Below are 19,444 nucleotides of genomic sequence, written 5' to 3' on the forward strand. Positions count from 1 at the left end.
GGGTTGGAAGTAGGAATTTCAATCGGGCTTGATGCCCAGCTTGCGCAGCACGGGACCGGAAGTGTCCCGCTCGGTTGCAACGCGCTGGGCGAAGGCCGCCGCCGTCAGATGGTACGGCAAGGAGCCGTGGCTGGCGTACATCTGCTTGAGCGCGCCGTCCTGCTGCGCGCGGCCGATTTCTTCGTTGAGCCGCTGCACGATGGCGTCCGGCGTGCCGGCGCGCGCGGCCACGCCCAGCCACACCGCGCCCTCGAAGCCGCGGAAGTTGCTGGCGGCCAGCGTGGGCGTCTTGCCGAAGGCAGCGTCGGGCACGGTCTCGCTCATTGCCAGCGCGCGCAGGCGGCCGTCCTTGACCATGGGCTCGACCAGCGCGGTGCCGGCGAAATAGATTTCGGTATCGCCCGCCAGCACCGAATTCAGCGCGGCGGTGCCGGTCTTGAACGGGACGTGCAGGATGTCCACGCCGGCCTGTTCACGCAGCATTTCGAACAGCACGTGGGGCGGGCTGCCGTTGCCCGAGGACGCGTAGTTCAGGCGGCCAGGCTTCTGGCGCGCCAGCGCCAGCAGTTGATCCAGGGATTTGGCCTCCAATTTGTCGTTGACGGTCAATGCCATGGGGATGACCGCCAGCGGGCTGACCGGCTGCAGGTCGCGCGGCGGATCGTAGGTCAGGGCCGGAAAAATGTAGGGGTTCCACACCAGGTGCGCGTTGGTGACCAGGGCCAGCGTGTGGCCGTCGGCCGGCGCGGACTTGAGCTGCTGCATGGCCAGCATGCCGCCGGCGCCGGGTTTGTTTTCGACCACGACAGGCTGGCCCAGGGCGCGGTGCAGGCGTTCGGCCAAGGGCCGCGCGAACAGGTCCGGCAGGCTGCCGGGACCGCCATTGACCAGCAGGGTCACCGGCCGCGACGGCCAGGTTTCCGCGCTGGCTGCAGGGCCGGCAACCAGTGCGGCTACCGCCGCCACGCAGGCCGCAACATGACGCAGAACCGGGCGCAACAAGGGCCGCCGGGCGGATGTTTCGGGCAGGTTGCGGGTGCGCGGGCCGGTGCGCCGGACGTCGTGTAGCCGTATCACTGTGCTTGTCTCCTGGGCGCGCCAGCCGCCGGCTGCATGCCGGTCGTGGTCTCGACGCTTTTTTCTACGATAAGCAGCATAAATCTCGGCGTCAATAATTTTTATCGAGATTTTTTAAAGCCAGTGATAAAGTAGCTCCCATGTCAGACGGCGCCACCCTCCCCCCGCTTGCCCATTCCGCCTCGGCCAACACCCTGGTCGGCGCGGCCTATGTCAACCTGCGCCGCGACATCATCCAGGGCGTGCATCCGCCGGGCTCGCGCCTGCGGGTCGAACACCTGAAGGACGATTACGGCGTGGGCGCGGGCACGTTGCGCGAAGCGCTGGCGCTGCTGGTGTCCGACGCGCTGGTCATCGCGCAAGGACAGCGCGGCTTTCACGTCACGCCGATTTCGCTGGAAGACTTCCGCGACATCACCGAGAACCGCGTGCTGCTGGAGTCCCAGGCCCTGCGCCAGTCCATCGCCCTGGGCGATGACGACTGGGAAAGCGCCGTGCTGGCCGCCTTCCATCGGCTGAGCAAGGCCGAACAGCGCCTGGCAGCCGACCCCGACACCCGTTTTGAAGAGTGGGAACAGCGCAATCGCGAGTTCCACCGCGAACTGATCCGCGCCTGTCCGTCGCGCTGGCTGCATCATTTCCTGGGGATCCTGTACCAGCAGGCCGAGCGCTACCGCCGCCTGACCGTCACGCGCAAGCCCATCGCGCGCGACCTGGACGACGAACACAAAGGCATCCTGGACGCCACGCTGGCGCGCGATGCGGACCGCGCCTGTGAACTGCTGGCCGCCCACATCCGCCTGACCTACGAGGCCGTGGCGCGCCTGCCGCCAGACCTGTTCACGCCCGATTGAAAACCCGCAGGCCGGGCCGCTACGTCGCGCCATTTCGGTGCTGCGCCAGCACGTCGTGCATGGCCCGCGCGGCGCGCTCCAGCACCGGCACCGCGCGCAGCAGCTCGTCCAGCATGACGCGCGCCGTCGGCGCATGGCAGGCCACGGCCGCCACCACGCGATCGTCCGCGTCGCGCACCGGCACTGCCACGGCGCTCATGCCGCGCACGAATTCCTCGTTGTCGATGCCAATGCCGCGCGCAGCCAGCCGTTCGAGTTCTTCTTCCAGCCTGGCCGGGTCTGTCAGCGTGCGCGGCGTGTTGCGCGTGAGCGGCAGGCGCGCCAGCACCCGCCCGCGCTCCAGCCGATTCATGGACGCCAGGAACAACTTGCCGCTGGCGGTGCAGTGCATGGGTACGTGGCTGCCCACCGCGAAGAACAGGCGCAGCGGTTCCTCCGTTTCCACGCGTTCCATGTAGATCACGCGGTCGCCGTCGGGCGCGGTCAGGTTGCAGGTTTCGCCCAGGGTGCCGACCAGCTGGGCCAGCACGGCGCGGCAGGCGCGCGTGAAGGCCGAGGCGCGCAGAGTTGCCAGGGCCAGGGTTGCTGCCTGCGGTCCCGGCACGAAGCCGTTCTCGGTGGGCGTGGCGGCCACGAAGCCGGCGCGCTGCATGGCCGCCAGCAGGCGCATCAAGGTGGTCTTGGGCATGTCCAGCCGCTGCGCCAGTTGCGCCAGCGTGGGCGGATGCTGGGCGCGCGCCAGGTGGTCCAGCACCACCAGCGCCCGCAGCGAACGCGCGGCCTCTTGATGGGTGGCGGCGTCGTCGGCCTGCTGCGCCGATGCTGCACCGCGATTTTGAAACTGAATCTGCATATTCTGTTCCACTTTTCCGCCCCTGCGCCTGTTGTGCTTTGCTCTGCGCGCGCGCTTCCTAGAATCGCCTCAAATGCCGCAGCGCTCAGGCGCCGGCATCGATCCAGTATATAAGTGCGCCCCACAACGACAAGCAGGGTTAACGCGCCGTAGGCTTGGCGCCGCGCCCTGCTGCAGGGAGAGCTTGCGGACATGTCCGATACCGTGGATTACATCGTGGTTGGCGCCGGCTCGGCCGGATGCGTGATGGCCAACCGGCTGAGCGCCAGCGGCGCGCACAGCGTCTGCCTGCTGGAAGCCGGCCCCAAGGACAGCAACCCGTGGATACACATCCCCATCGGCTACGGCAAGACGATGTTCCACAAGGTCTTGAACTGGGGCTACTACACCGACCCCGATCCCGGCATGCTGGACCGGCGCATCTATTGGCCGCGCGGGCGCACGCTGGGCGGCTCCAGCTCCATCAACGGCCTGATCTACATCCGCGGCCAGCGGCAGGACTACGACGCCTGGGCCGCCGCCGGCAATCCCGGCTGGAGCTGGGACGAATGCCTGCCCTACTTCCGCAAGCTCGAGAACAATGACCTCGGCCCCGGCCCCACGCGCGGCACCGAGGGCATGCTCAACGCCACCTCGATCAAGACGGCGCATCCGCTGGTGGAAGCGTTGATAGGCGCCGCGCAAAAGCTGGGCCTGCCGCATGTGCAGGACTTCAATACCGGCGACCAGGAAGGCGTGGGCTACTACCAGCTCACCACACGCAACGGCCGCCGTTGCTCAACCGCCGTGGCCTACCTGCGTCCCGCGCAGGACCGCAGCAATCTGCGCGTGGAAACCGACGCACACGCCATGGCCGTACTGTTCGAAGGCACGCGCGCCTGCGGCGTGCGCTACCGGCGCGACGGCCAGGTGCATACCGTTCGCGCCCGCCGCGAAGTGGTGCTGTGCGCCGGCGCCCTGCAATCGCCGCAGCTGCTGCAGCTGTCCGGCGTCGGACCCGCAGCCCTGCTGCGCCGGTTCGGCATCGGCGTGGTGCGCGACCTGCCGGGCGTGGGCGAAAACCTGCAGGACCATCTGCAGATCCGCCTGATCTACGAGACCACCCGCCCCATCACCACCAACGACCAGTTGCGCAGCCTGACGGGCCGCGCCCGCATGGGCCTGGAATGGCTGCTGTTCCGCGGCGGGCCGCTGGCGGTGGGCATCAACCAGGGCGGCGTGTTCTGCCGGGTAGACCCGGCCAGCCGCACGCCCGACACGCAGTTCCATTTCGCCACGCTGTCGGCCGACATGGCGGGCGGCAAGGTGCATCCGTTCTCGGGCTGCACCTATTCGGTGTGCCAGCTGCGGCCCACGTCGCGCGGCCGGGTCCAGCTGCGCAGCGCGGATCCCTTCGAGGCGCCGTCCATGCAGCCGAACTACCTGTCCACCGAACTGGACCGCCACATGGCCGTGGCGGCGGTGAAGTATGCGCGCAGGCTCGCCGCCACCGAACCGCTGGCAGGCCTGATGAAGCGCGAGTTCCGCCCCGGGCCGGACGTGCGCACGGACGACGAGATCCTGCACTTCTGCCGTGAATACGGCGCCACGATCTTCCACCCGTCCGGCACCGCCAGGATGGGGCCGTCCAGCGACCCGATGGCCGTGGTGGACGAACGCCTGCGCGTACACGGCGTGGCGGGGCTGCGCGTGGTGGACTGCTCGATCATGCCGACGCTGGTGTCGGGCAACACCAACGTCCCCGTGGTGATGCTGGCCGAACGCGCGGCCGAATTCATGTTGCAGGACCTCAGGCAAGCGCAGCCGCAGGCGCTGCGCGTCGCCGCCTGAATCGGAGATGACGGACCCCGGATAGCAGAACCCCAAGGCGCAGGACAACGCAGATTGCCCCACCGCCCCACCAAAGGAGACTAGACATGGCCAAGCAAAACGAAGCCGCGGTGCGCAAAGTCGTCGCCGCGTCGCTGATCGGCGCCACCATCGAGTGGTACGACTTTTTCCTGTACGGCGTCGTCGCGGGCATCGTGTTCAACAAGCTGTACTTCCCTACCGGCGACCCGCTGGTCTCGACCATGCTGGCCTACACCACCTTTGCCGTCGGCTTCGTCACGCGACCGCTGGGCGGGCTGATCTTCGGCCACTTCGGCGACCGCATCGGCAGAAAGAGCATGCTGGTGATGACGCTGATGATCATGGGGATCGCCACCTTCCTGATCGGCCTGGTGCCCACCTACGACAGCATCGGCATCTGGGCGCCGATCCTGTTGCTTTTGCTGCGGGTGTTCCAGGGCATAGGCCTGGGCGGCGAATGGGGCGGCGCGGTGCTTATGGCCTACGAATACGCGCCGCCGGGCAAAAAAGGCTTTTATGCCTCGCTGCCGCAGATCGGCCTGGCCATCGGCCTGTGCCTGGCCTCGGGCACGGTGGCGCTGCTGTCCACCCTGCTGACGGACGCGCAATTCATGGCCTGGGGCTGGCGTATCGCCTTCCTGGCGTCCGCCGCCATGGTGCTGGTGGGCATGTACATCCGCCTGAACATCAAGGAGACGCCCGAGTTCGCGGCGGTCAAGGCCAACAACGCCGAGAGCCGCATTCCGTTCTTCGACATGCTCAAGCGCTATCCGGGCAATGTCTTCAAGGGCATGGGCGCGCGCTACATCGACGGCGTGTTCTTCAACGTATTCGGCGTGTTCTCGATCTCGTACCTGACGCAGACGGTGCAGATCAGCCGGACCGAAGCGCTGATCGGCGTGATGGCCGCAGCCCTGGTGATGTGCTTTTTCATCCCCTTCTTCGGCCGGCTGTCCGACAAAATCGGCCGCACGCGAGTCTACTTCTGGGGATCGCTGATCACCGCCGCGGCGTCCTTCCCCGGCTTCTGGCTGATGCTCAATAGTCAGGGGAGCGTAATGCTGATCTGGTTGGCCATCATCATTCCGTTCGGCATCCTGTACGCCGCCGTGTACGGACCGGAAGCAGCGCTGTTCTGCGAGCTGTTCGATGCCAAGGTGCGCTACACGGGGATTTCCTTCGTCTACCAGTTCTCGGGCATCTTCGCCTCGGGCATCACGCCCATCATTGCGACGGCGCTATTGAAGACGGGCGGCGGCCAGCCCTGGCTGATCTGCCTGTACGTGCTGTTCGCTGGGGTCGTGTCGGCGGTGTGCGCGATGCTGATCGGGCGCGGCGCGCAGCCGGCGGAACTGGAGGCGGCGGCAAATGCCATGCCGCGCGGGGGATTGGGCAAGGCCTGAATGTGAAAGCGCCGGCCATATGGGCCGGCGCGTTCCTACCTGAGTTGTGCCTCAGGCCGCTGCTACCGGGCGGCCGTAGAACGGATAGTTGGGATCGTTGTAGCCGTGGCTCGACGCGTGCCCAGGCGTGACCCAGTCGTTGACGACGGCCTCGTCCTCGGCCGTGATCTTCACGTCCAGCGCCGCGTAGTAGTCCTCCATCTGCGCCAGGGTGCGCGGGCCGGCGATGACGGCGGTGATGACGGGATTGGCCAGCACCCAGGCAGTGGCGAAATGCCCCGCCTGCGTGCCGCGGACTGCGGCGTGCGCCACCAGCTTTTGCGCGATTTCCAGGGACTCTTCGCGGAATTCGGTCGCCAGGATACGGCGGTCGCCGCGTCCGGCCCGGGTGTCGGCCGCGGGCGCCTGGCCCGGCAGGTACTTGCCGGTGAGCACGCCGCGCGCGATCGGGCTGTAGGGCACGACGCCCAGTCCATAGTGCTTGCAGGCGGGCAGGATCTCGACTTCGGGACCGCGGTTGAGCATGTTGTAGTAAGGCTGGCACACGACGGGTTGCGGCACGCCCATTTTTTCGCACAGGCGCATGACCTCGGCGATGCGCCAGCCACGGAAGTTGGACAGGCCGAAGCTGCGCAGCTTGCCGGCGCGGATCAGGTCGCCCAGCGCCCACAGGGCTTCTTCGAGGTTTTCCTCATGGTAGTCGCGGTGCAGGTAGAGGATGTCCATGAAGTCGGTGCCCAGGCGCGCGAGGCTTTCCTCCACGCCGCGCATGAGCCACTGGCGCGAATAGTGGGCCTGGTTTGGGCCGGTTCCGACGGCGTTGCCGATCTTGCTGGCAAGCACCCAATCGTGGCGCTGGCCTTTCAGTAGCTTGCCGACCACCTCTTCGGAGCGGCCGCCGTTATAGACGTCGGCGGTGTCGATGAAGTTCAACCCATGGTCACGCGCGGACGCGACGATGCGGGCGGCTTCGTCGTCTGGGGTCTGCTCGCCGAACATCATGGTGCCCAGGCAGAGCGGAGAGACGCGGAGATTGCTGCGGCCGAGGCGGCGGTAGTTCATGGTTGGCTTCCTCTCGTTCACGGAAATGGATTAGGCGGGAGCATGCAACGGCAGGCCCGCGCGAGTCAAATTCGCATCTTGGGCATTCTTGGATGGATTGTTGACGTTTGATGTTGTGAGGCTGGGGTTCTTGAGTCGCCGGCGGCCGGACTGCGGAATTCCGATGCTCGCCCCGGTGGGGCTGCGCTTCGGATCCCTCCGCCCGGCCACCGGCTCAAAGCATCTGCCCATGAATGGGCCTGAAACCAATGCATAAGGCTGCTGTCAGCCGAGGCGGCCCGGAGCCATCCGAAGCGCAGCCCCACCGGGGCGAGCATCGGAATGGCGCAGGGCCGCCTCGGCGGCTAAAGAACCCTGACACCCGCAAGCTCGAAGCCCTGTCGCTTCGGTTTTGTGAGGCAGGGTTCTTGAGTCGCCGGCGTCCGGACTGCGGGATTCCGATGCTCGCCCCGGTGGGGCTGCGCTTCGGATCCCTCCGCCCGGACACCGGCTCACGGCATCTACCCATGAACGGACCTAAGACCAGTGCATTCGGCTGCTGTCAGCCGAGGCGGCCCGGAGCCATCCGAAGCGCAGCCCCACCGGGGCGAGCATCGGAATGGCGCAGGGCAGCCTCGGCGGTTCAGAACCCCGACATCCGCATACTCGAAGCCGCCTACAGCCGCCACATCAAATACCTAGCCAAAAACGATCTAGACCCCAGCGTCCACCGCCTCCAGGATCTTGCCGAACAGCGCGTCGGCGTGGGCCGAGTTCAGCCAGCGCACAATCACCACCATCTGCCGCTCCGGTTCCACCCACGTAAACGAGCTACCCGCCCCCACGCCAAAGAAGCTGGAAGCCGGCACGCTGGGAAACACGCGGCCTTCATGATTCAGCCAGATCAGATAGCCGTAATACGGCGCGATCGCGCATGGCGTGCGCATGTCCCGGATCCACTCGCTGGACAGAATGCGACGGCCGTTGGCCATGCCGTCGTTCAGCAGCATCTGACCGATCAGCGCCTGGTCGCGAGCGCTGATGGACATGCCGCCGCCCCAGTGCGAACCGCCAGGCACCGACGGCATGCGCTGGCCGTCGATCTCGACCCAGGCGTTGTCGTAGCCCACCCACTGCCAGTTTTCGCTGGCGCCGATGGGCCGCGTGACGGCCTCACGGAAGACTTCGGGCAAGGGCTTGCGGAACAGATGCAGCAGCGCATACGACAGCTGATTGATGCGCACGTCGTTGTATTCCCAGTACGTGCCGGGACGTTGCAACGGCCGCGCTTCGCCCTTCTTGCCGTCCGGCGGCACGCCAAAGGTGACGGCGCGATAGCGATCGGCCTGGTCGGATACGCCAAAGCGTTCGCCTTCCCATTCGCTGGTCTGCTGCAGCAGATGACGCCAGGTGATGTCGGCGTTCTGCCCTTCGTCGAAGCCGATGCCGGGCACGCGCTTGCCCACAGGCTCGTCCACGTCCGGCAGCAGGCCGCGGTCATGGGCCACGCCGGCCAGGATTGCCAGGTACAGCTTGGCCACGCTGAAGGTCAGGTCAGCGCGCTCGGGCTCGCCCCAGGACGCGACGGTCTCGCCGCGCACGGTGACCACGCCCGACACCGGGCCGCGGTCGTGGATGGGGCCCAGCAGGCGGTTCCAGGGCGGCGGATCGTTCAGGTGCACGCCAAAGTTGCCCTTGACGCTGCGGTCCCAGGCGGATTCGTGGTCGTTGGCGAACTGGATCGCCTGCTGCATGAGTGTGTTCATCGTTTCCCTCGTTATGTGTGTGTCTCAGGCCGCTACGCTTGCGCGCGAGCCGGCCAGGAATTCCATTGCCGCCTGCACGCCGCCCGCCCTATGCGGCACGGCTGCCGCGGCCAGGCCCATTTCCACGCCGGCCAGCGTGCCGCACAGCGTCAGGTCGTTGAAGTGGCCCAAGTGGCCGATGCGGAACACGCGGTCGGTAAGCTTGCCCAGGCCCTGCCCCAGCGACATGTCGAAACGTTCCAGCACCAGCTTGCGGAAGGCGTCGGCGCCATGGCCTTGGGGCATGACCACCGCAGTGAGCGCCGGGCTGTGCGCGGCCGGATCCAGGCTCAGCAGCTCCAGCCCCCACCCGGCCAGAGCCAGGCGCGTGGCCTGGGCATGGCGCTGGTGGCGCGCGAAGACTTGCGGCAAGCCTTCTTCGCGCAGCATGGCCAGGGCTTCGTGCAGGCCGTAAAGCAGGTTGGTCGAAGGCGTGTACGGAAAGTAGCCGCGGGCGTTGGCGGCGAGCATCTCGCGCCAGTCCCAGTACGAGCGCGGCAGCCGCGCCTCATCGGCCGCGGCCAGGGCGCGTGCGCTGACGGCGTTGAAGGCCAGGCCGGGCGGCAGCATCAGGCCCTTCTGCGAACCGGCCACGGTCACGTCCACGCCCCATTCGTCGTGGCGGTAGTCGATGGAGCCCAGCGACGAGATCGTGTCCACCATCAGCAGCGCCGGGTGCGCGGCGCCGTCGATCGCGGCGCGCACGGCCGGGATGTCGCTGGTCACGCCGGTGGAGGTTTCGTTGTGCACCACGCACACGGCCTTGATCTTGCGCCCCTGGTCTTCGGCGAGGCGGGCGGCGATGGCTGCCGCGTCCACCGGGTGGCGCCAATCGCCTTCCAGGAAGTCCACCTCCAGGCCCAGCCGCCCCGCCAGCTTGCGCCACAGGCTGGCGAAATGGCCGGTCTCGACCATCAGCACGCGGTCGCCGGGCGACAAGGTGTTGACCAGCGCGGCCTCCCAGGCGCCGGTGCCGGACGACGGGAAGATCACCACCGGCGACTGCGTCTGGAACACCTGCTTGACGCCTTCCAGCACCGCCAGGCCCAACGCGCCGAACTCGGGTCCGCGATGGTCGATGGTGGGCTGGTCGATCGCGCGCAGCACGCGGTCGGGCACGTTGGTGGGCCCCGGAATCTGCAGGAAATGCCGGCCGGACGGATGACTGTTCAGGGTAAGCATGCGTAGTCCCAAAGTGGAATATTTTTGTATACCAACGAAAGGCGCAGGGCAGACAAGCAGGACTTTCCCCGCGCGCGGACTTGCGGCATGCGTCACTCTATCCCATTGTTTTTGCGTTAATAACCTAGGGTATACACCCATCTGGCAATACGGAAAGACAGGTTTATAGTTTCGCAAAACACGGGGAATTTTTGTATACCAATGAGCAGCGTTTCCAGCCTGATGCCTGATTCCGGCGCCGCCAGCGTGGCCGCCGAAACCGCGCCGCCGCCTGCGGCGCGCGGCATGGGCAACGGCCGCACGCTGCCGGCCACGGTGGCCGGGCAACTGCGCGAACGCATCATCCAGGGCGAATTCCCGCCCGGCTCGCGGCTGAACGAGCGCACCCTGTGCGACCTGCTCGGCGTGTCCCGCACCCCCTTGCGCGAAGCCTTCCGCGTGCTGGCCGCCGAAGGCCTGGTGCAGATCGAACCGAATCGCGGGGCGCAGGTAGTGGCGCTGTCGGAAGCGAACATCCGCGAAGCCTTCGAGGTCATCGGCGGGCTGGAGGCCATGTCCTGCCGGCTGGCCTGCGAACGGGCCACGGACCAGGAAATCGCCGAGATCCGCGCGCTGACCTACGAAATGATGGCCAGCCACGCGCGCCACGACCTCCCCACCTATTTCCGCACCAATCGCGAAATCCACGAACGCATCAGCCTGGCCGCGCACAACAGCCTGCTCAAGCAGCTGTACGACGCCCAGAACGCGCGCATCCAGAACCTGCGCTTCGTCTCGAACGAGAACCGCCAGAAATGGGATCTGGCGATGCGCGAGCACATCGAGATGGCCGAGGCCCTGGACGCGCGCGACGCGGACCGGCTGGCCGGCATCATGCGCCAGCACTTGCAGCGCAAGTGCGAGGCCGCGTTGAAGACCCTTACCCAGCCGCCCGCGGCTGCGGCCGATTCCGGCTGACCCGCCGCAGGCAGCACATCGGGCCGCGCCGCCCGCGACAAGATGGCAGATAAGCAGTACGTGCAGTGACTTCCACAGGAGCCTCACCATGACTGATTTCCGCATCACCCCCGCAGCATCCGCGCCGACCTGGCGCAGCCCCCTCCCCCTCAAGGCCCTGGCTGCCGCCCTGCTGGCCTGCGCCACGCTGGCGGCCCAGCCAGCGCTGGCCGGCAAGAAGGACGACACCGTGCGCATGGCCTACGACCAGGCGCCGGAAAGCGTGGATCCCTACTACAACAACGTGCGGATCGGCGTCATCATCGCCGCCAACGTCTGGGACACCCTGCTCTACCGCGACCCGGTCACCAACGAGTACAAGGGGCAGCTCGCCAAGAGCTGGAAGCAGGTCGACGACAAGACCATGGAATTCGAGCTGCGCGAAGGCGTCAAATTCCATAACGGCGAAGAGTTCGACGCGGATTCGGTGGTGTACACGCTGAACTACGTGGCGGACCCGAAGAACAAGGCCGTCACGCAGCAGAACGTGGCCTGGATCGACAAGGTCGAGAAGATCGACAAGTACAAGGTGCGCCTGACCACCAAGGAGCCCTTCCCCGGCGCCAAGGAATACCTGTCCACCACCGCCGCCATACATCCGGCCAAGTACTACCAGGAAGTCGGGCCCAAGGGCATGAACGCCAAGCCGGTGGGCTCCGGTCCCTACAAGGTGGTGGACTACCAGCCCGGCAAGTCCATCACGCTGGAGCGCAATGCCGATTACTTCAAGGATTCGCCCAAGGCCCAGCCGAAGATCGGCAAGGTGGTGATCCGCTTCATCCCCGACCGCCAGACGCAGATGGCCGAGGTCATCTCGGGCGGCGAGGACCTGATCATGAGTGTGCCCAAGGACCAGGCCGAGCAGCTGGGCGGCATGCCCTCGCTGCAGATGGTCACGGGCGACACCATGCGCATCGTCTTCATGCAGATGAACATCCAGGAAGGCACGCCCGCGCCGCAGCTCAAGGACGAACGCGTGCGGCGCGCCATCATCCACGCCATCGACCGCGAAGCCATGTTGAAGAACATCGTGGGCGAAGGCGGCGGTCTCATCAACACCATCTGCACGCCTTCGCAGACGGGCTGCACCCAGGAAGGCGCGCCGGTCTACAAGTACGATCCCGCCCAGGCCAAGAAACTGCTGGCGGAAGCGGGCTACCCCAACGGCTTCGACATCGACCTGGTGGCGTATCGCGAGCGCAACCAGACCGAAGCCATCATCAACTACCTGCAGGCCGTGGGCATCCGCGCCAAGCTGAATTTCCTGCAATACGCCGCCATGCGCGACATGATCCGCGCCAACAAGGCCTCGCTCACGCACCAGACCTGGGCGTCCAACCTGGTCAACGACGTGTCCGCGTCCACGCCCGTGTACTTCGCCTTCGGCAACGACGACATCACCCGCGACCCGCAGGTGCGCGACCTGCTCAACAAGGGCGACCACACCATCGAGAGCGGCGCGCGCAAGGCCGCCTACAAGCAGGCGCTGGACCTGATCGCGCAAAAGGCCTACGCGGTGCCGCTGTGGACCCTGCCCGCCTACTACGTGACCACCAAGGACCTGAACTTCAAGCCCTATTCGGATGAACTGGTGCGCTTCTGGGACATGAGCTGGAAGTAAGGTGCGGACTTGCGCCGGCCCGGCATCGCGCCGGGGCGGCGTGAGTCCAACGAAGAGGAAGCCCTATGCTGTATTTCACGATCAGGCGCCTGGGCCTGGCGGTGCTGGTGGCGCTGACGGTCTCGATCCTGGCGTTCCTGCTGCTGCACCTGTCCGGCGACCCGGCGCTGGCGCTGGCCGGCGAAGGCGCGCGCCAGGCCGACATCGACATGATCCGCAAGACCTACGGCCTGGACCGGCCGCTGGCCGTGCAGTACGCGGACTGGCTCTGGCACATCCTGCAGGGCGATTTCGGCACCTCGGTGTATTTCAAAACCGAGGCGGGGCCGCTGATCCTCTCCAAGCTCAAGACCACCCTGCTGCTGGGCCTGGGCGCGCTGGCCTTCGCGCTCCTGATCTCTATACCGCTGGGCGTGCTGGCCGCGCTGTACAAGGGCAGCCTGATCGACCGCCTCTGCCTGGCCATCGCGGTGCTGGGGCAGGCGCTGCCCAACTTCTTCTTCGCGTTGATCCTGATCATGCTGTTCTCGATCTCGCTGCGCATCCTGCCGGTGTCGGGCAGCGGCAGCTGGCAGCATTTCGTGATGCCGGCGATCGCGCTGGGGTACTACGTTGCCCCCGCCTTCATGCGCCTGATTCGCGCCGGCATGATCGAAGTTCTGGCAGCCGACTACATCCGCACCGCCCGCGCCAAGGGCCTGCCCGCGCGCAAGATCGTCTTCAAGCACGCGCTGCGCAACGCCATCGTGCCGGTGGTGGCGCTGGCGGCGGTGCAGCTGGGCTACCTGCTGGGCGGCTCGGTCGTCATCGAAACCATCTTCGCGCTGGACGGCCTGGGCTACCTGGCCTACCAGAGCATCACCTACAAGGACTATCCCGTGATGCAGCTGATCGTGCTGCTGCTGTCGGTGCTCTACGTGCTGCTGACCCTGGCCGCCGACATCGCCAACGCGTGGCTGGACCCGCGCATCCGGGTGTCCTGACATGAACACGCCCACCCTGACCCCGTCCGCTTCCGGCGCCCCGGCGCCGCTGGAACTGTCCGCGTCCGCTCTGCGCTGGCGGCGGCTGCGCCGCAACAAGGCGCTGCTGGCCGGCGGCGGCATCCTGCTCCTCATCGTGCTGATCGCGCTGTTCGCGCCCTGGATCTCGCCGCACGATCCCTACTATCAGGACCTGGCCTACCGCACGGCGCCGCCGGTCTGGTACGCCAAGGGCACCTGGCTGCACCCGCTGGGCACCGACCAGCTGGGCCGCGACTACATGTCACGCCTGTTCTACGGCGCACGTATCTCGCTCTTGATCGGCATCAGCGTGGCGCTGATCTCGGGCCTGATCGGCACGGCCATGGGCATGGCGGCCGGCTACTTCGGCGGCAAGGTCGACATGGCGGTGTCGTTTCTCATCACCACCCGCTTGTCCATGCCCGTGATCCTGGTGGCGCTGGCCACCGTCGCCATCGTCGGCGGCTCGCTGTGGGTCGTGATCCTGGTGCTGGGGCTGCTCAAGTGGGATCGCTATGCGGTGGTGATGCGCAGCGCCACCCAGCAGGTGCGCTCGCTGGAATACGTGGCCGCGGCGCAGGCCGCGGGCGCGTCCACCTGGCGCATCGTCTGGGGCGAAGTGCTGCCCAATGTGGTGCCGCAACTGATCGTGATCGCCACGCTGGAAGCCGCCAGCGCGATCCTGCTGGAAGCTTCGCTGTCCTTCCTGGGCCTGGGCGTGCAGCCGCCGCTGCCGTCGTGGGGCCTGATGATCTCGGAGGCCAAGGCCTACATGTTCTTCTCGTTCTGGCTGATCGCCATACCGGGGTCGGCGCTGGCGCTGCTGATCTTCGCGATCAACCTGGCCGGCGACGGGCTGCATCAACTCCTGACGCCTGAAGAGAGGGCCTGAGCATGAGCGACACCGACATCGTGCTGGACGTGCAGGGTCTCACCGTCGACATCGCCACGCCGCGCGGCCCGCTGCACGCGGTGCGCGACGTGTCCTTCCAGGTCCGGCGCGGCGAAACGCTGTGCCTGGTGGGGGAATCAGGCTGCGGCAAGTCCATGACCTCCCTGGCCATCATGGGTCTCTTGCCCAAGGCCGCCCGGCGCAGCACGCGGCGGCTGGCGGTGCTGGGCGAAGACCTGTCCGCCGCGCGCGGCGGGCGCATCAACGCGCTGCGCGGCAGCAAGATGGCCATGATCTTCCAGGAGCCGATGACGGCGCTGAACCCCGCCTACGCCATCGGCGAACAGCTGACCGAGCACTACATCCACCATTGCAAGGCCGGCGCGCGGCAGGCCCGCGACCGCGCGGTGGAGCTGCTGGAGAAAGTCGGCATCGCGTCGGCCGGGCAGCGGTTATCCCAATATCCGCACCAGCTTTCCGGCGGCCTGCGTCAGCGCGTGATGATCGCCATGGCGCTGATGTGCGGCCCGGAGCTGCTGATCGCCGACGAGCCCAGCACCGCGCTGGACGTGACCATCCAGGCGCAGATCCTGCGTCTGCTGGCCGACCTGCAGGCCGAGCTGGGCATCGCCATGGTGCTGATCACCCACGACCTGGGCGTGGTCGCGCGCATCGCGCGCCAGGTCGCGGTGATGTACGCGGGCCAGATCGTGGAAGAAGGACCCGTGGCGGAACTGTTCGCTTCGCCGCGCCATCCCTACACTCAGGGGCTCCTGGGCTGTATCCCCGTGCCTGGGCGCACGCCGCCCGGCGAGGCGCTGGGCACCATCCCGGGCGTCGTGCCCGCGCTGGTGGGCGAGCTGCAGGGCTGCGCCTTCCGCGACCGCTGCCCGCACGCCCAGCCGCAATGCCGCCATGAGGTACCCGTACACGGCGCCGCATCCGGCCAGCAATGGCGCTGCATCCTCGAATCCGAAGGAGTCCCGGCATGAGCCCCTTGCTGCAAGCCGAGGCCGTCAGCAGGCAGTTCTCGATCCGATCCGGCATGTTCCGGCCGCGCAGCACGCTGCACGCCGTCAACGGCGTGGACCTGGCCGTGGAACGCGGTGCGGTGCTGGGCATCGTGGGCGAATCCGGCTGCGGCAAATCCACGCTTGCCCGCATGCTGCTGGGACTGACGCCGCCCACCGAGGGGGCGATCCGGCTCGACGGCCAGGACATCCGCAACCTGGGCCGGCGTGCGCTCGCCCGCCGCGTCCAGCCCATCTTCCAGGATCCGTATTCGTCGCTGAATCCGCGGCGCTCCATCGCCTCCATCGTCTCGCTGCCGCTGGAAGTGCACGGCATTCCCAATCCGAAGCAGCACAAGGCCATCGAGATGCTGGAGCGCGTGGGCCTGCCGCCCCGGCTGGCCCACAACACGCCAGGCCAGCTGTCCGGCGGCCAGCGCCAGCGCGTGGCGATTGCGCGAGCGCTGGTGATGCATCCCGAGATCGTCATCTGCGATGAGCCGACCTCGGCGCTGGACGTGTCGGTGCAGGCGCAGATCATGAACCTGCTGATGGACCTGCGGCGCGAATTCAACCTGACCTATGTCTTTATCAGTCACAACCTGGCGGTGGTGGAGCACATCGCCACCCACGTGGCGGTGATGTACCTGGGCCGGGTGGTGGAATCCGCGGCCACGGCGCAACTGTTCCATGATCCGCGCCATCCCTACACACAGGCGCTGCTGGCCTCGGTGCTGACGCCCGAACCCGGACTGGGCATACCCGACATGGGCCTGGGCCTGTCATTCCCGGATCCGCTGCGTCCGCCCTCGGGTTGCCCCTTCCACCCGCGCTGTCAGCAGGCCATGGCGCAATGCAAGACCGAACGCCCGGCATTGGTCCGGCGCGAGCAATCCGTGGTGGCCTGCCACCTCTATCCCCCTACCTCCAACGGAGTCCAGCCATCATGACCCGCGCACAAGCCATCGCCCAGGCGGAACAGTGTTTTGATTCCGGCGCCTTCCGCGCGCTCTTGGCTCGCCGCCTGGCCCAGCCCACCGAAAGCCAGAACCCGGCGCGCGCGCCCGAACTCGCGGCCTACCTGGAAGCCGAGATCCGGCCCGCCTTCGAAGCGCTGGGCTTCACCTGCCGCACGCTGACGCACCCGAAGGCGCTCGCGCCGTTCCTGTATGCCGAGCGCATCGAGGATCCGGCCCTGCCCACCGTGCTGGGCTACGGCCATGGCGACGTCATCCGCGGCCTGGAAAAGGAATGGAAGGAAGGCCTGTCGCCCTGGGCGCTGACCGAATCCGAGGGCCGCTGGTATGGCCGCGGCATCGCCGACAACAAAGGCCAGCACAGCATCAACATGGAAGCGCTGCGACTGGTGCTGGAGACGCGCGGCAAGCTGGGCTTCAACGCCAAGTACCTGATCGAGATGGGCGAGGAAACCGGCTCCATGGGCCTGCGCGACCTGTGCGAGGAACACCGGGCGCTGCTGGCGGCGGACCTGCTCATCGCCTCCGACGGCCCGCGCCTGAGCGCGGAACGCCCCACCATCTTCCTGGGCGCGCGCGGCAGCCTGAACTTCGACTTGAGCATCGAGGCCCGCGCGGGCGGCCACCACTCGGGCAACTGGGGCGGCCTTATCTCCAATCCCGGCATCCAGCTGGCCCACGCCATCTCCACATTGGTTTCGCCCACCGGCCAGATCCGCATCCCCGAATGGGTGCCGCGCGAACTGCCCGCCGCGGTGCGGCGCGCCCTTGCCGATTGCCAGGTGGACGGTGGCGCCGATGGTCCCGAGATCGAACCCTGGTGGGGCGAGCCGGGGCTGTCGCCGGCAGAGCGCGTGTTCGGCTGGTGCTCGTTCGAGGTGCTGGCCTACAAGACCGGCAATCCCGACACGCCCGTCAACGCCATTCCGCCGCGCGCCTGGGCCCGCTGCCAGCTGCGCTTCGTGGTGGGCGTAGATCCGGACGACCTGGTCCCCGCCCTGCGCCGCCATCTGGACCGCCAGGGCTTCCCCATGGTCCAGATCACGCTGACGCGCGAGAACATGTTCCGCGCCACCCGCATCGACCCTGACGACGCCTGGGTGCGCTGGGCGGTGGATTCGCTGGAACGCACCTCCGGCGCCAAGACCGCCGTGCTGCCCAACCTGGGCGGCTCGCTGCCCAACGACATCTTCACCGACGTGCTGGGCCTGCGCACGATCTGGGTGCCGCACTCCTATCCAGGCTGTTCCCAGCACGCGCCGAACGAACACTTGCCGCCGGCCTTGCTGCGGCAGGCGTTGAGCCTGATGACAGGACTGTATTGGGATCTGGGCGCGGGCGGCACGCCGGCATTGGAGCGCTGAGACGCGAGGCCCGAGCATGTTCGCATGCAAAGGACCATGCGCCGCCCCTAAGGCTTGCCGGACGGCACCAGCCGCTCCCGCAGGAAATCGATGAAGCGCCGGACCTTGGCGCTGACGTGGCGGGTGTCGGGATACACGGCGTAGACCTCCAGGCGCGGCAGCGCATACGAAGGCAGCAGGCGTTGCAATGTGCCGCGCGCCAAAGGCTCTTCCAGCAGCCACTCCGGCAGCGCGGCCACGCCGCATCCGGCCTCGGCAAATGCCATCAGCGCCGAGGCCGTATCGGCCTGCGCCACCGGCGCCACGCGCAGCTCGTGCTCGCGCCCCTTGCTGTCCGTCAGCCGCCAACGGTCGCTGCGGCCGGGCCGGTTGGCCAGCCAGGGCAGCGCCGCCAGCGCCTGCGGCGTGCGCGGCGCGCCGTGCTGCGCCAACAGGTCCGGACTGCCCACGATCCATAGCCTGAACTGGCCGATGCGCGTGGCCCGGTAGCTGGAATCCTCCAGCGCCCCCACCCGTATGGCCAGGTCCAGCCGTTCGGCGATCAGGTCCGCATGCGCGGACCCGGCGCGGTAGCCCACCCGCAAGGCGGGATGCGCGCGTGCGAATGCCGCCAGCGCCGGCGCCACCACCCGGTTGCCGTAGTCCACCGACGCCGTCACCCGCAGGCTGCCCGACAGCGCCGTCTGGCCGGAACGCGCCTCGTCCACCGCGGCCTCGGCTTCGCGCAGCAGCCGCGCGCAGTGGCCGTAAAAGCCTTCCCCCGCCTCGGTCAGCGCCAGCCGCCGAGTGCTGCGCGTGAGCAGCGCCACGCCCAGCTCCTGTTCCAACTGCTTGATGTTGAAGCTGACCACCGCCTTGGTCGTGCCCAGCGCATCGGCCGCCGCGGTAAAAGAGCCGGCCTCGGCCACCGCCGCATACATCGCCAGACGATTCAGATTGATCATGGAAGGCCTGGATTAATTGTCAAAAAAACACGAACAGTATATCCATCGATAGGTCGTTTTTCGGGAACAACCTGGCTCCTAGAATGGCGCTCCCTTTCCAGGAATCCCACCCATGTCCGACCTTTCATCCCATTGCCTGCGCCTGGCTGTCGACGTCCATTCCCGTATCGAAGGCTGGATAGGCTCGCCCGATGCCCCGGATACACAGCTGACCGCCCTGCTAAAGGATTTTGCGCCCGGCTTCAGCATGATCGCCGCCGACGGTCAGCGTCTGCCCGCGGAGGCTTTGCCGGCCTTGTTCGGCAGATTGCGCGGCGCCCGCCCCGGCTTGAAGATCGACATCGACGAGCTGGCCGTGCTGCACGCCGGCGCGGATTCGGTCTTGCTGAGCTACCGTGAACGCCACGCCTGGACCGCGGGCGCGACCCAGCGCCGGGCGACAGCGCTGTTTGCCCTCCAGCCCGGCGGCCAGCCGCAATGGATGTATCTGCAAGAAACCTGGGCTTGAGCGCCGGACCGCGCGAATGCAATTCAGGCCCGGATTCGGATCCGGATTCCGGCCAAAAAAAA

17 protein-coding genes are annotated in these 19,444 nt (G+C 67.3%); 11 read left to right on the forward strand and 6 right to left on the reverse strand.

All coding sequences use genetic code 11. From position 1 onward, the window contains the following. Positions 1-18: 18 nt before the first annotated feature. Positions 19-1,077: a Bug family tripartite tricarboxylate transporter substrate binding protein gene (locus IB259_RS06720; protein ID WP_370528690.1), complete on the reverse strand. Its 1,059-nt coding sequence runs from the start codon at positions 1,075-1,077 to the stop codon at positions 19-21. A gap of 140 nt (positions 1,078-1,217) precedes the next feature. On the opposite strand from IB259_RS06720, the gene IB259_RS06725 reads away from it, so the two are divergent. After that, positions 1,218-1,931 (forward strand): GntR family transcriptional regulator, encoded by a 714-nt coding sequence (locus IB259_RS06725; protein WP_192328112.1) that lies wholly within the window; start codon positions 1,218-1,220, stop codon positions 1,929-1,931. 19 nt (positions 1,932-1,950) lie between these two features. On the opposite strand, the gene IB259_RS06730 is transcribed toward IB259_RS06725, so the two are convergent. Beyond that, positions 1,951-2,796, reverse strand: a complete 846-nt coding sequence (locus IB259_RS06730) for an IclR family transcriptional regulator (RefSeq protein WP_119450108.1) — start codon at positions 2,794-2,796, stop codon at positions 1,951-1,953. 180 nt (positions 2,797-2,976) lie between these two features. On the opposite strand from IB259_RS06730, the gene IB259_RS06735 reads away from it, so the two are divergent. Next, positions 2,977-4,614, forward strand: coding sequence for a GMC family oxidoreductase (locus tag IB259_RS06735; protein ID WP_175181257.1), 1,638 nt, complete (start codon positions 2,977-2,979; stop codon positions 4,612-4,614). Between the two features lie 86 nt (positions 4,615-4,700). After that, positions 4,701-6,038, forward strand: coding sequence for an MFS transporter (locus tag IB259_RS06740; protein WP_054456466.1), 1,338 nt, complete (start codon positions 4,701-4,703; stop codon positions 6,036-6,038). 51 nt (positions 6,039-6,089) lie between these two features. Here the strand turns inward: IB259_RS06740 and IB259_RS06745 are convergent, their stop codons facing one another. The 3 genes from IB259_RS06745 to IB259_RS06755 all read right to left on the reverse strand — a co-directional run bounded on the left by IB259_RS06745 (position 6,090) and on the right by IB259_RS06755 (position 10,066). Further along, complete coding sequence (locus tag IB259_RS06745) at positions 6,090-7,100, reverse strand: aldo/keto reductase (protein ID WP_175213496.1); 1,011 nt, start codon at positions 7,098-7,100, stop codon at positions 6,090-6,092. A gap of 692 nt (positions 7,101-7,792) precedes the next feature. Further along, entirely contained in the window at positions 7,793-8,845 is a 1,053-nt protein-coding gene (locus IB259_RS06750) for a serine hydrolase (protein WP_175162875.1), read from the reverse strand. Positions 8,846-8,869: 24 nt separating this feature from the next. Next, positions 8,870-10,066 carry an alanine--glyoxylate aminotransferase family protein gene (locus tag IB259_RS06755; protein ID WP_175162877.1) on the reverse strand — a complete coding sequence of 399 codons (1,197 nt, stop codon included), beginning with the start codon at positions 10,064-10,066 and terminating at the stop codon, positions 8,870-8,872. Between the two features lie 285 nt (positions 10,067-10,351). Here IB259_RS06755 and IB259_RS06760 point away from each other — a divergent pair, with 285 nt between their 5' ends. From IB259_RS06760 to IB259_RS06790, 7 genes are all read left to right on the forward strand, one after another. Next, positions 10,352-11,023 (forward strand): GntR family transcriptional regulator, encoded by a 672-nt coding sequence (locus IB259_RS06760; RefSeq protein WP_225588818.1) that lies wholly within the window; start codon positions 10,352-10,354, stop codon positions 11,021-11,023. Positions 11,024-11,111: 88 nt separating this feature from the next. After that, the gene (locus IB259_RS06765) at positions 11,112-12,683 is read left to right on the forward strand and encodes an ABC transporter substrate-binding protein (protein WP_119449429.1); all 1,572 of its coding nucleotides are present in this window, start codon (positions 11,112-11,114) and stop codon (positions 12,681-12,683) included. A 65-nt stretch (positions 12,684-12,748) separates the two neighbouring features. Beyond that, complete coding sequence (locus IB259_RS06770; RefSeq protein WP_192328115.1) at positions 12,749-13,666, forward strand: ABC transporter permease; 918 nt, start codon at positions 12,749-12,751, stop codon at positions 13,664-13,666. Between the two features lies 1 nt (position 13,667). Beyond that, positions 13,668-14,579, forward strand: coding sequence for an ABC transporter permease (locus IB259_RS06775; RefSeq protein ID WP_082401168.1), 912 nt, complete (start codon positions 13,668-13,670; stop codon positions 14,577-14,579). 2 nt (positions 14,580-14,581) lie between these two features. Continuing rightward, on the forward strand, positions 14,582-15,571 hold the full coding sequence (locus tag IB259_RS06780) for an ABC transporter ATP-binding protein (RefSeq protein ID WP_054456460.1): 990 nt from the start codon (positions 14,582-14,584) through the stop codon (positions 15,569-15,571). After that, positions 15,568-16,539, forward strand: a complete 972-nt coding sequence (locus IB259_RS06785; RefSeq protein WP_119449426.1) for an ABC transporter ATP-binding protein — start codon at positions 15,568-15,570, stop codon at positions 16,537-16,539. Before IB259_RS06780 ends, IB259_RS06785 begins: the two co-directional genes overlap by 4 nt. Beyond that, on the forward strand, positions 16,536-17,930 hold the full coding sequence (locus IB259_RS06790) for a M20 family metallopeptidase (RefSeq protein ID WP_119449425.1): 1,395 nt from the start codon (positions 16,536-16,538) through the stop codon (positions 17,928-17,930). The genes IB259_RS06785 and IB259_RS06790 overlap by 4 nt, the downstream gene beginning before the upstream one ends. Before the next feature lie 47 nt (positions 17,931-17,977). Here the strand turns inward: IB259_RS06790 and IB259_RS06795 are convergent, their stop codons facing one another. After that, on the reverse strand, positions 17,978-18,874 hold the full coding sequence (locus tag IB259_RS06795) for a LysR family transcriptional regulator (protein ID WP_192328118.1): 897 nt from the start codon (positions 18,872-18,874) through the stop codon (positions 17,978-17,980). A gap of 112 nt (positions 18,875-18,986) precedes the next feature. Between IB259_RS06795 and IB259_RS06800 the strand changes: the two genes are divergently transcribed. Continuing rightward, on the forward strand, positions 18,987-19,382 hold the full coding sequence (locus tag IB259_RS06800) for a hypothetical protein (protein ID WP_054456456.1): 396 nt from the start codon (positions 18,987-18,989) through the stop codon (positions 19,380-19,382). Positions 19,383-19,444: the final 62 nt, after the last annotated feature.

It is taken from the genome of Achromobacter sp. ACM04 (assembly GCF_014851465.1).
Lineage (GTDB): Bacteria > Pseudomonadota > Gammaproteobacteria > Burkholderiales > Burkholderiaceae_B > Achromobacter > Achromobacter aegrifaciens.

What these genes read in the sequence shown, in the direction of transcription:
- IB259_RS06790 (WP_119449425.1), top strand. Translation starts at nt 16,536, where the DNA reads ATGACCCGCGCACAAGCCATCGCCCAGGCGGAACAGTGTTTTGATTCC.
- IB259_RS06765 (WP_119449429.1), top strand. Translation starts at nt 11,112, where the DNA reads ATGACTGATTTCCGCATCACCCCCGCAGCATCCGCGCCGACCTGGCGC.
- IB259_RS06785 (WP_119449426.1), top strand. Translation starts at nt 15,568, where the DNA reads ATGAGCCCCTTGCTGCAAGCCGAGGCCGTCAGCAGGCAGTTCTCGATC.
- IB259_RS06800 (WP_054456456.1), top strand. Translation starts at nt 18,987, where the DNA reads ATGTCCGACCTTTCATCCCATTGCCTGCGCCTGGCTGTCGACGTCCAT.
- IB259_RS06735 (WP_175181257.1), top strand. Translation starts at nt 2,977, where the DNA reads ATGTCCGATACCGTGGATTACATCGTGGTTGGCGCCGGCTCGGCCGGA.
- IB259_RS06780 (WP_054456460.1), top strand. Translation starts at nt 14,582, where the DNA reads ATGAGCGACACCGACATCGTGCTGGACGTGCAGGGTCTCACCGTCGAC.
- IB259_RS06755 (WP_175162877.1), bottom strand. Translation starts at nt 10,066, where the DNA reads ATGCTTACCCTGAACAGTCATCCGTCCGGCCGGCATTTCCTGCAGATT.
- IB259_RS06760 (WP_225588818.1), top strand. Translation starts at nt 10,352, where the DNA reads ATGGGCAACGGCCGCACGCTGCCGGCCACGGTGGCCGGGCAACTGCGC.
- IB259_RS06740 (WP_054456466.1), top strand. Translation starts at nt 4,701, where the DNA reads ATGGCCAAGCAAAACGAAGCCGCGGTGCGCAAAGTCGTCGCCGCGTCG.
- IB259_RS06775 (WP_082401168.1), top strand. Translation starts at nt 13,668, where the DNA reads ATGAACACGCCCACCCTGACCCCGTCCGCTTCCGGCGCCCCGGCGCCG.
- IB259_RS06725 (WP_192328112.1), top strand. Translation starts at nt 1,218, where the DNA reads ATGTCAGACGGCGCCACCCTCCCCCCGCTTGCCCATTCCGCCTCGGCC.
- IB259_RS06745 (WP_175213496.1), bottom strand. Translation starts at nt 7,100, where the DNA reads ATGAACTACCGCCGCCTCGGCCGCAGCAATCTCCGCGTCTCTCCGCTC.
- IB259_RS06770 (WP_192328115.1), top strand. Translation starts at nt 12,749, where the DNA reads ATGCTGTATTTCACGATCAGGCGCCTGGGCCTGGCGGTGCTGGTGGCG.
- IB259_RS06750 (WP_175162875.1), bottom strand. Translation starts at nt 8,845, where the DNA reads ATGAACACACTCATGCAGCAGGCGATCCAGTTCGCCAACGACCACGAA.
- IB259_RS06795 (WP_192328118.1), bottom strand. Translation starts at nt 18,874, where the DNA reads ATGATCAATCTGAATCGTCTGGCGATGTATGCGGCGGTGGCCGAGGCC.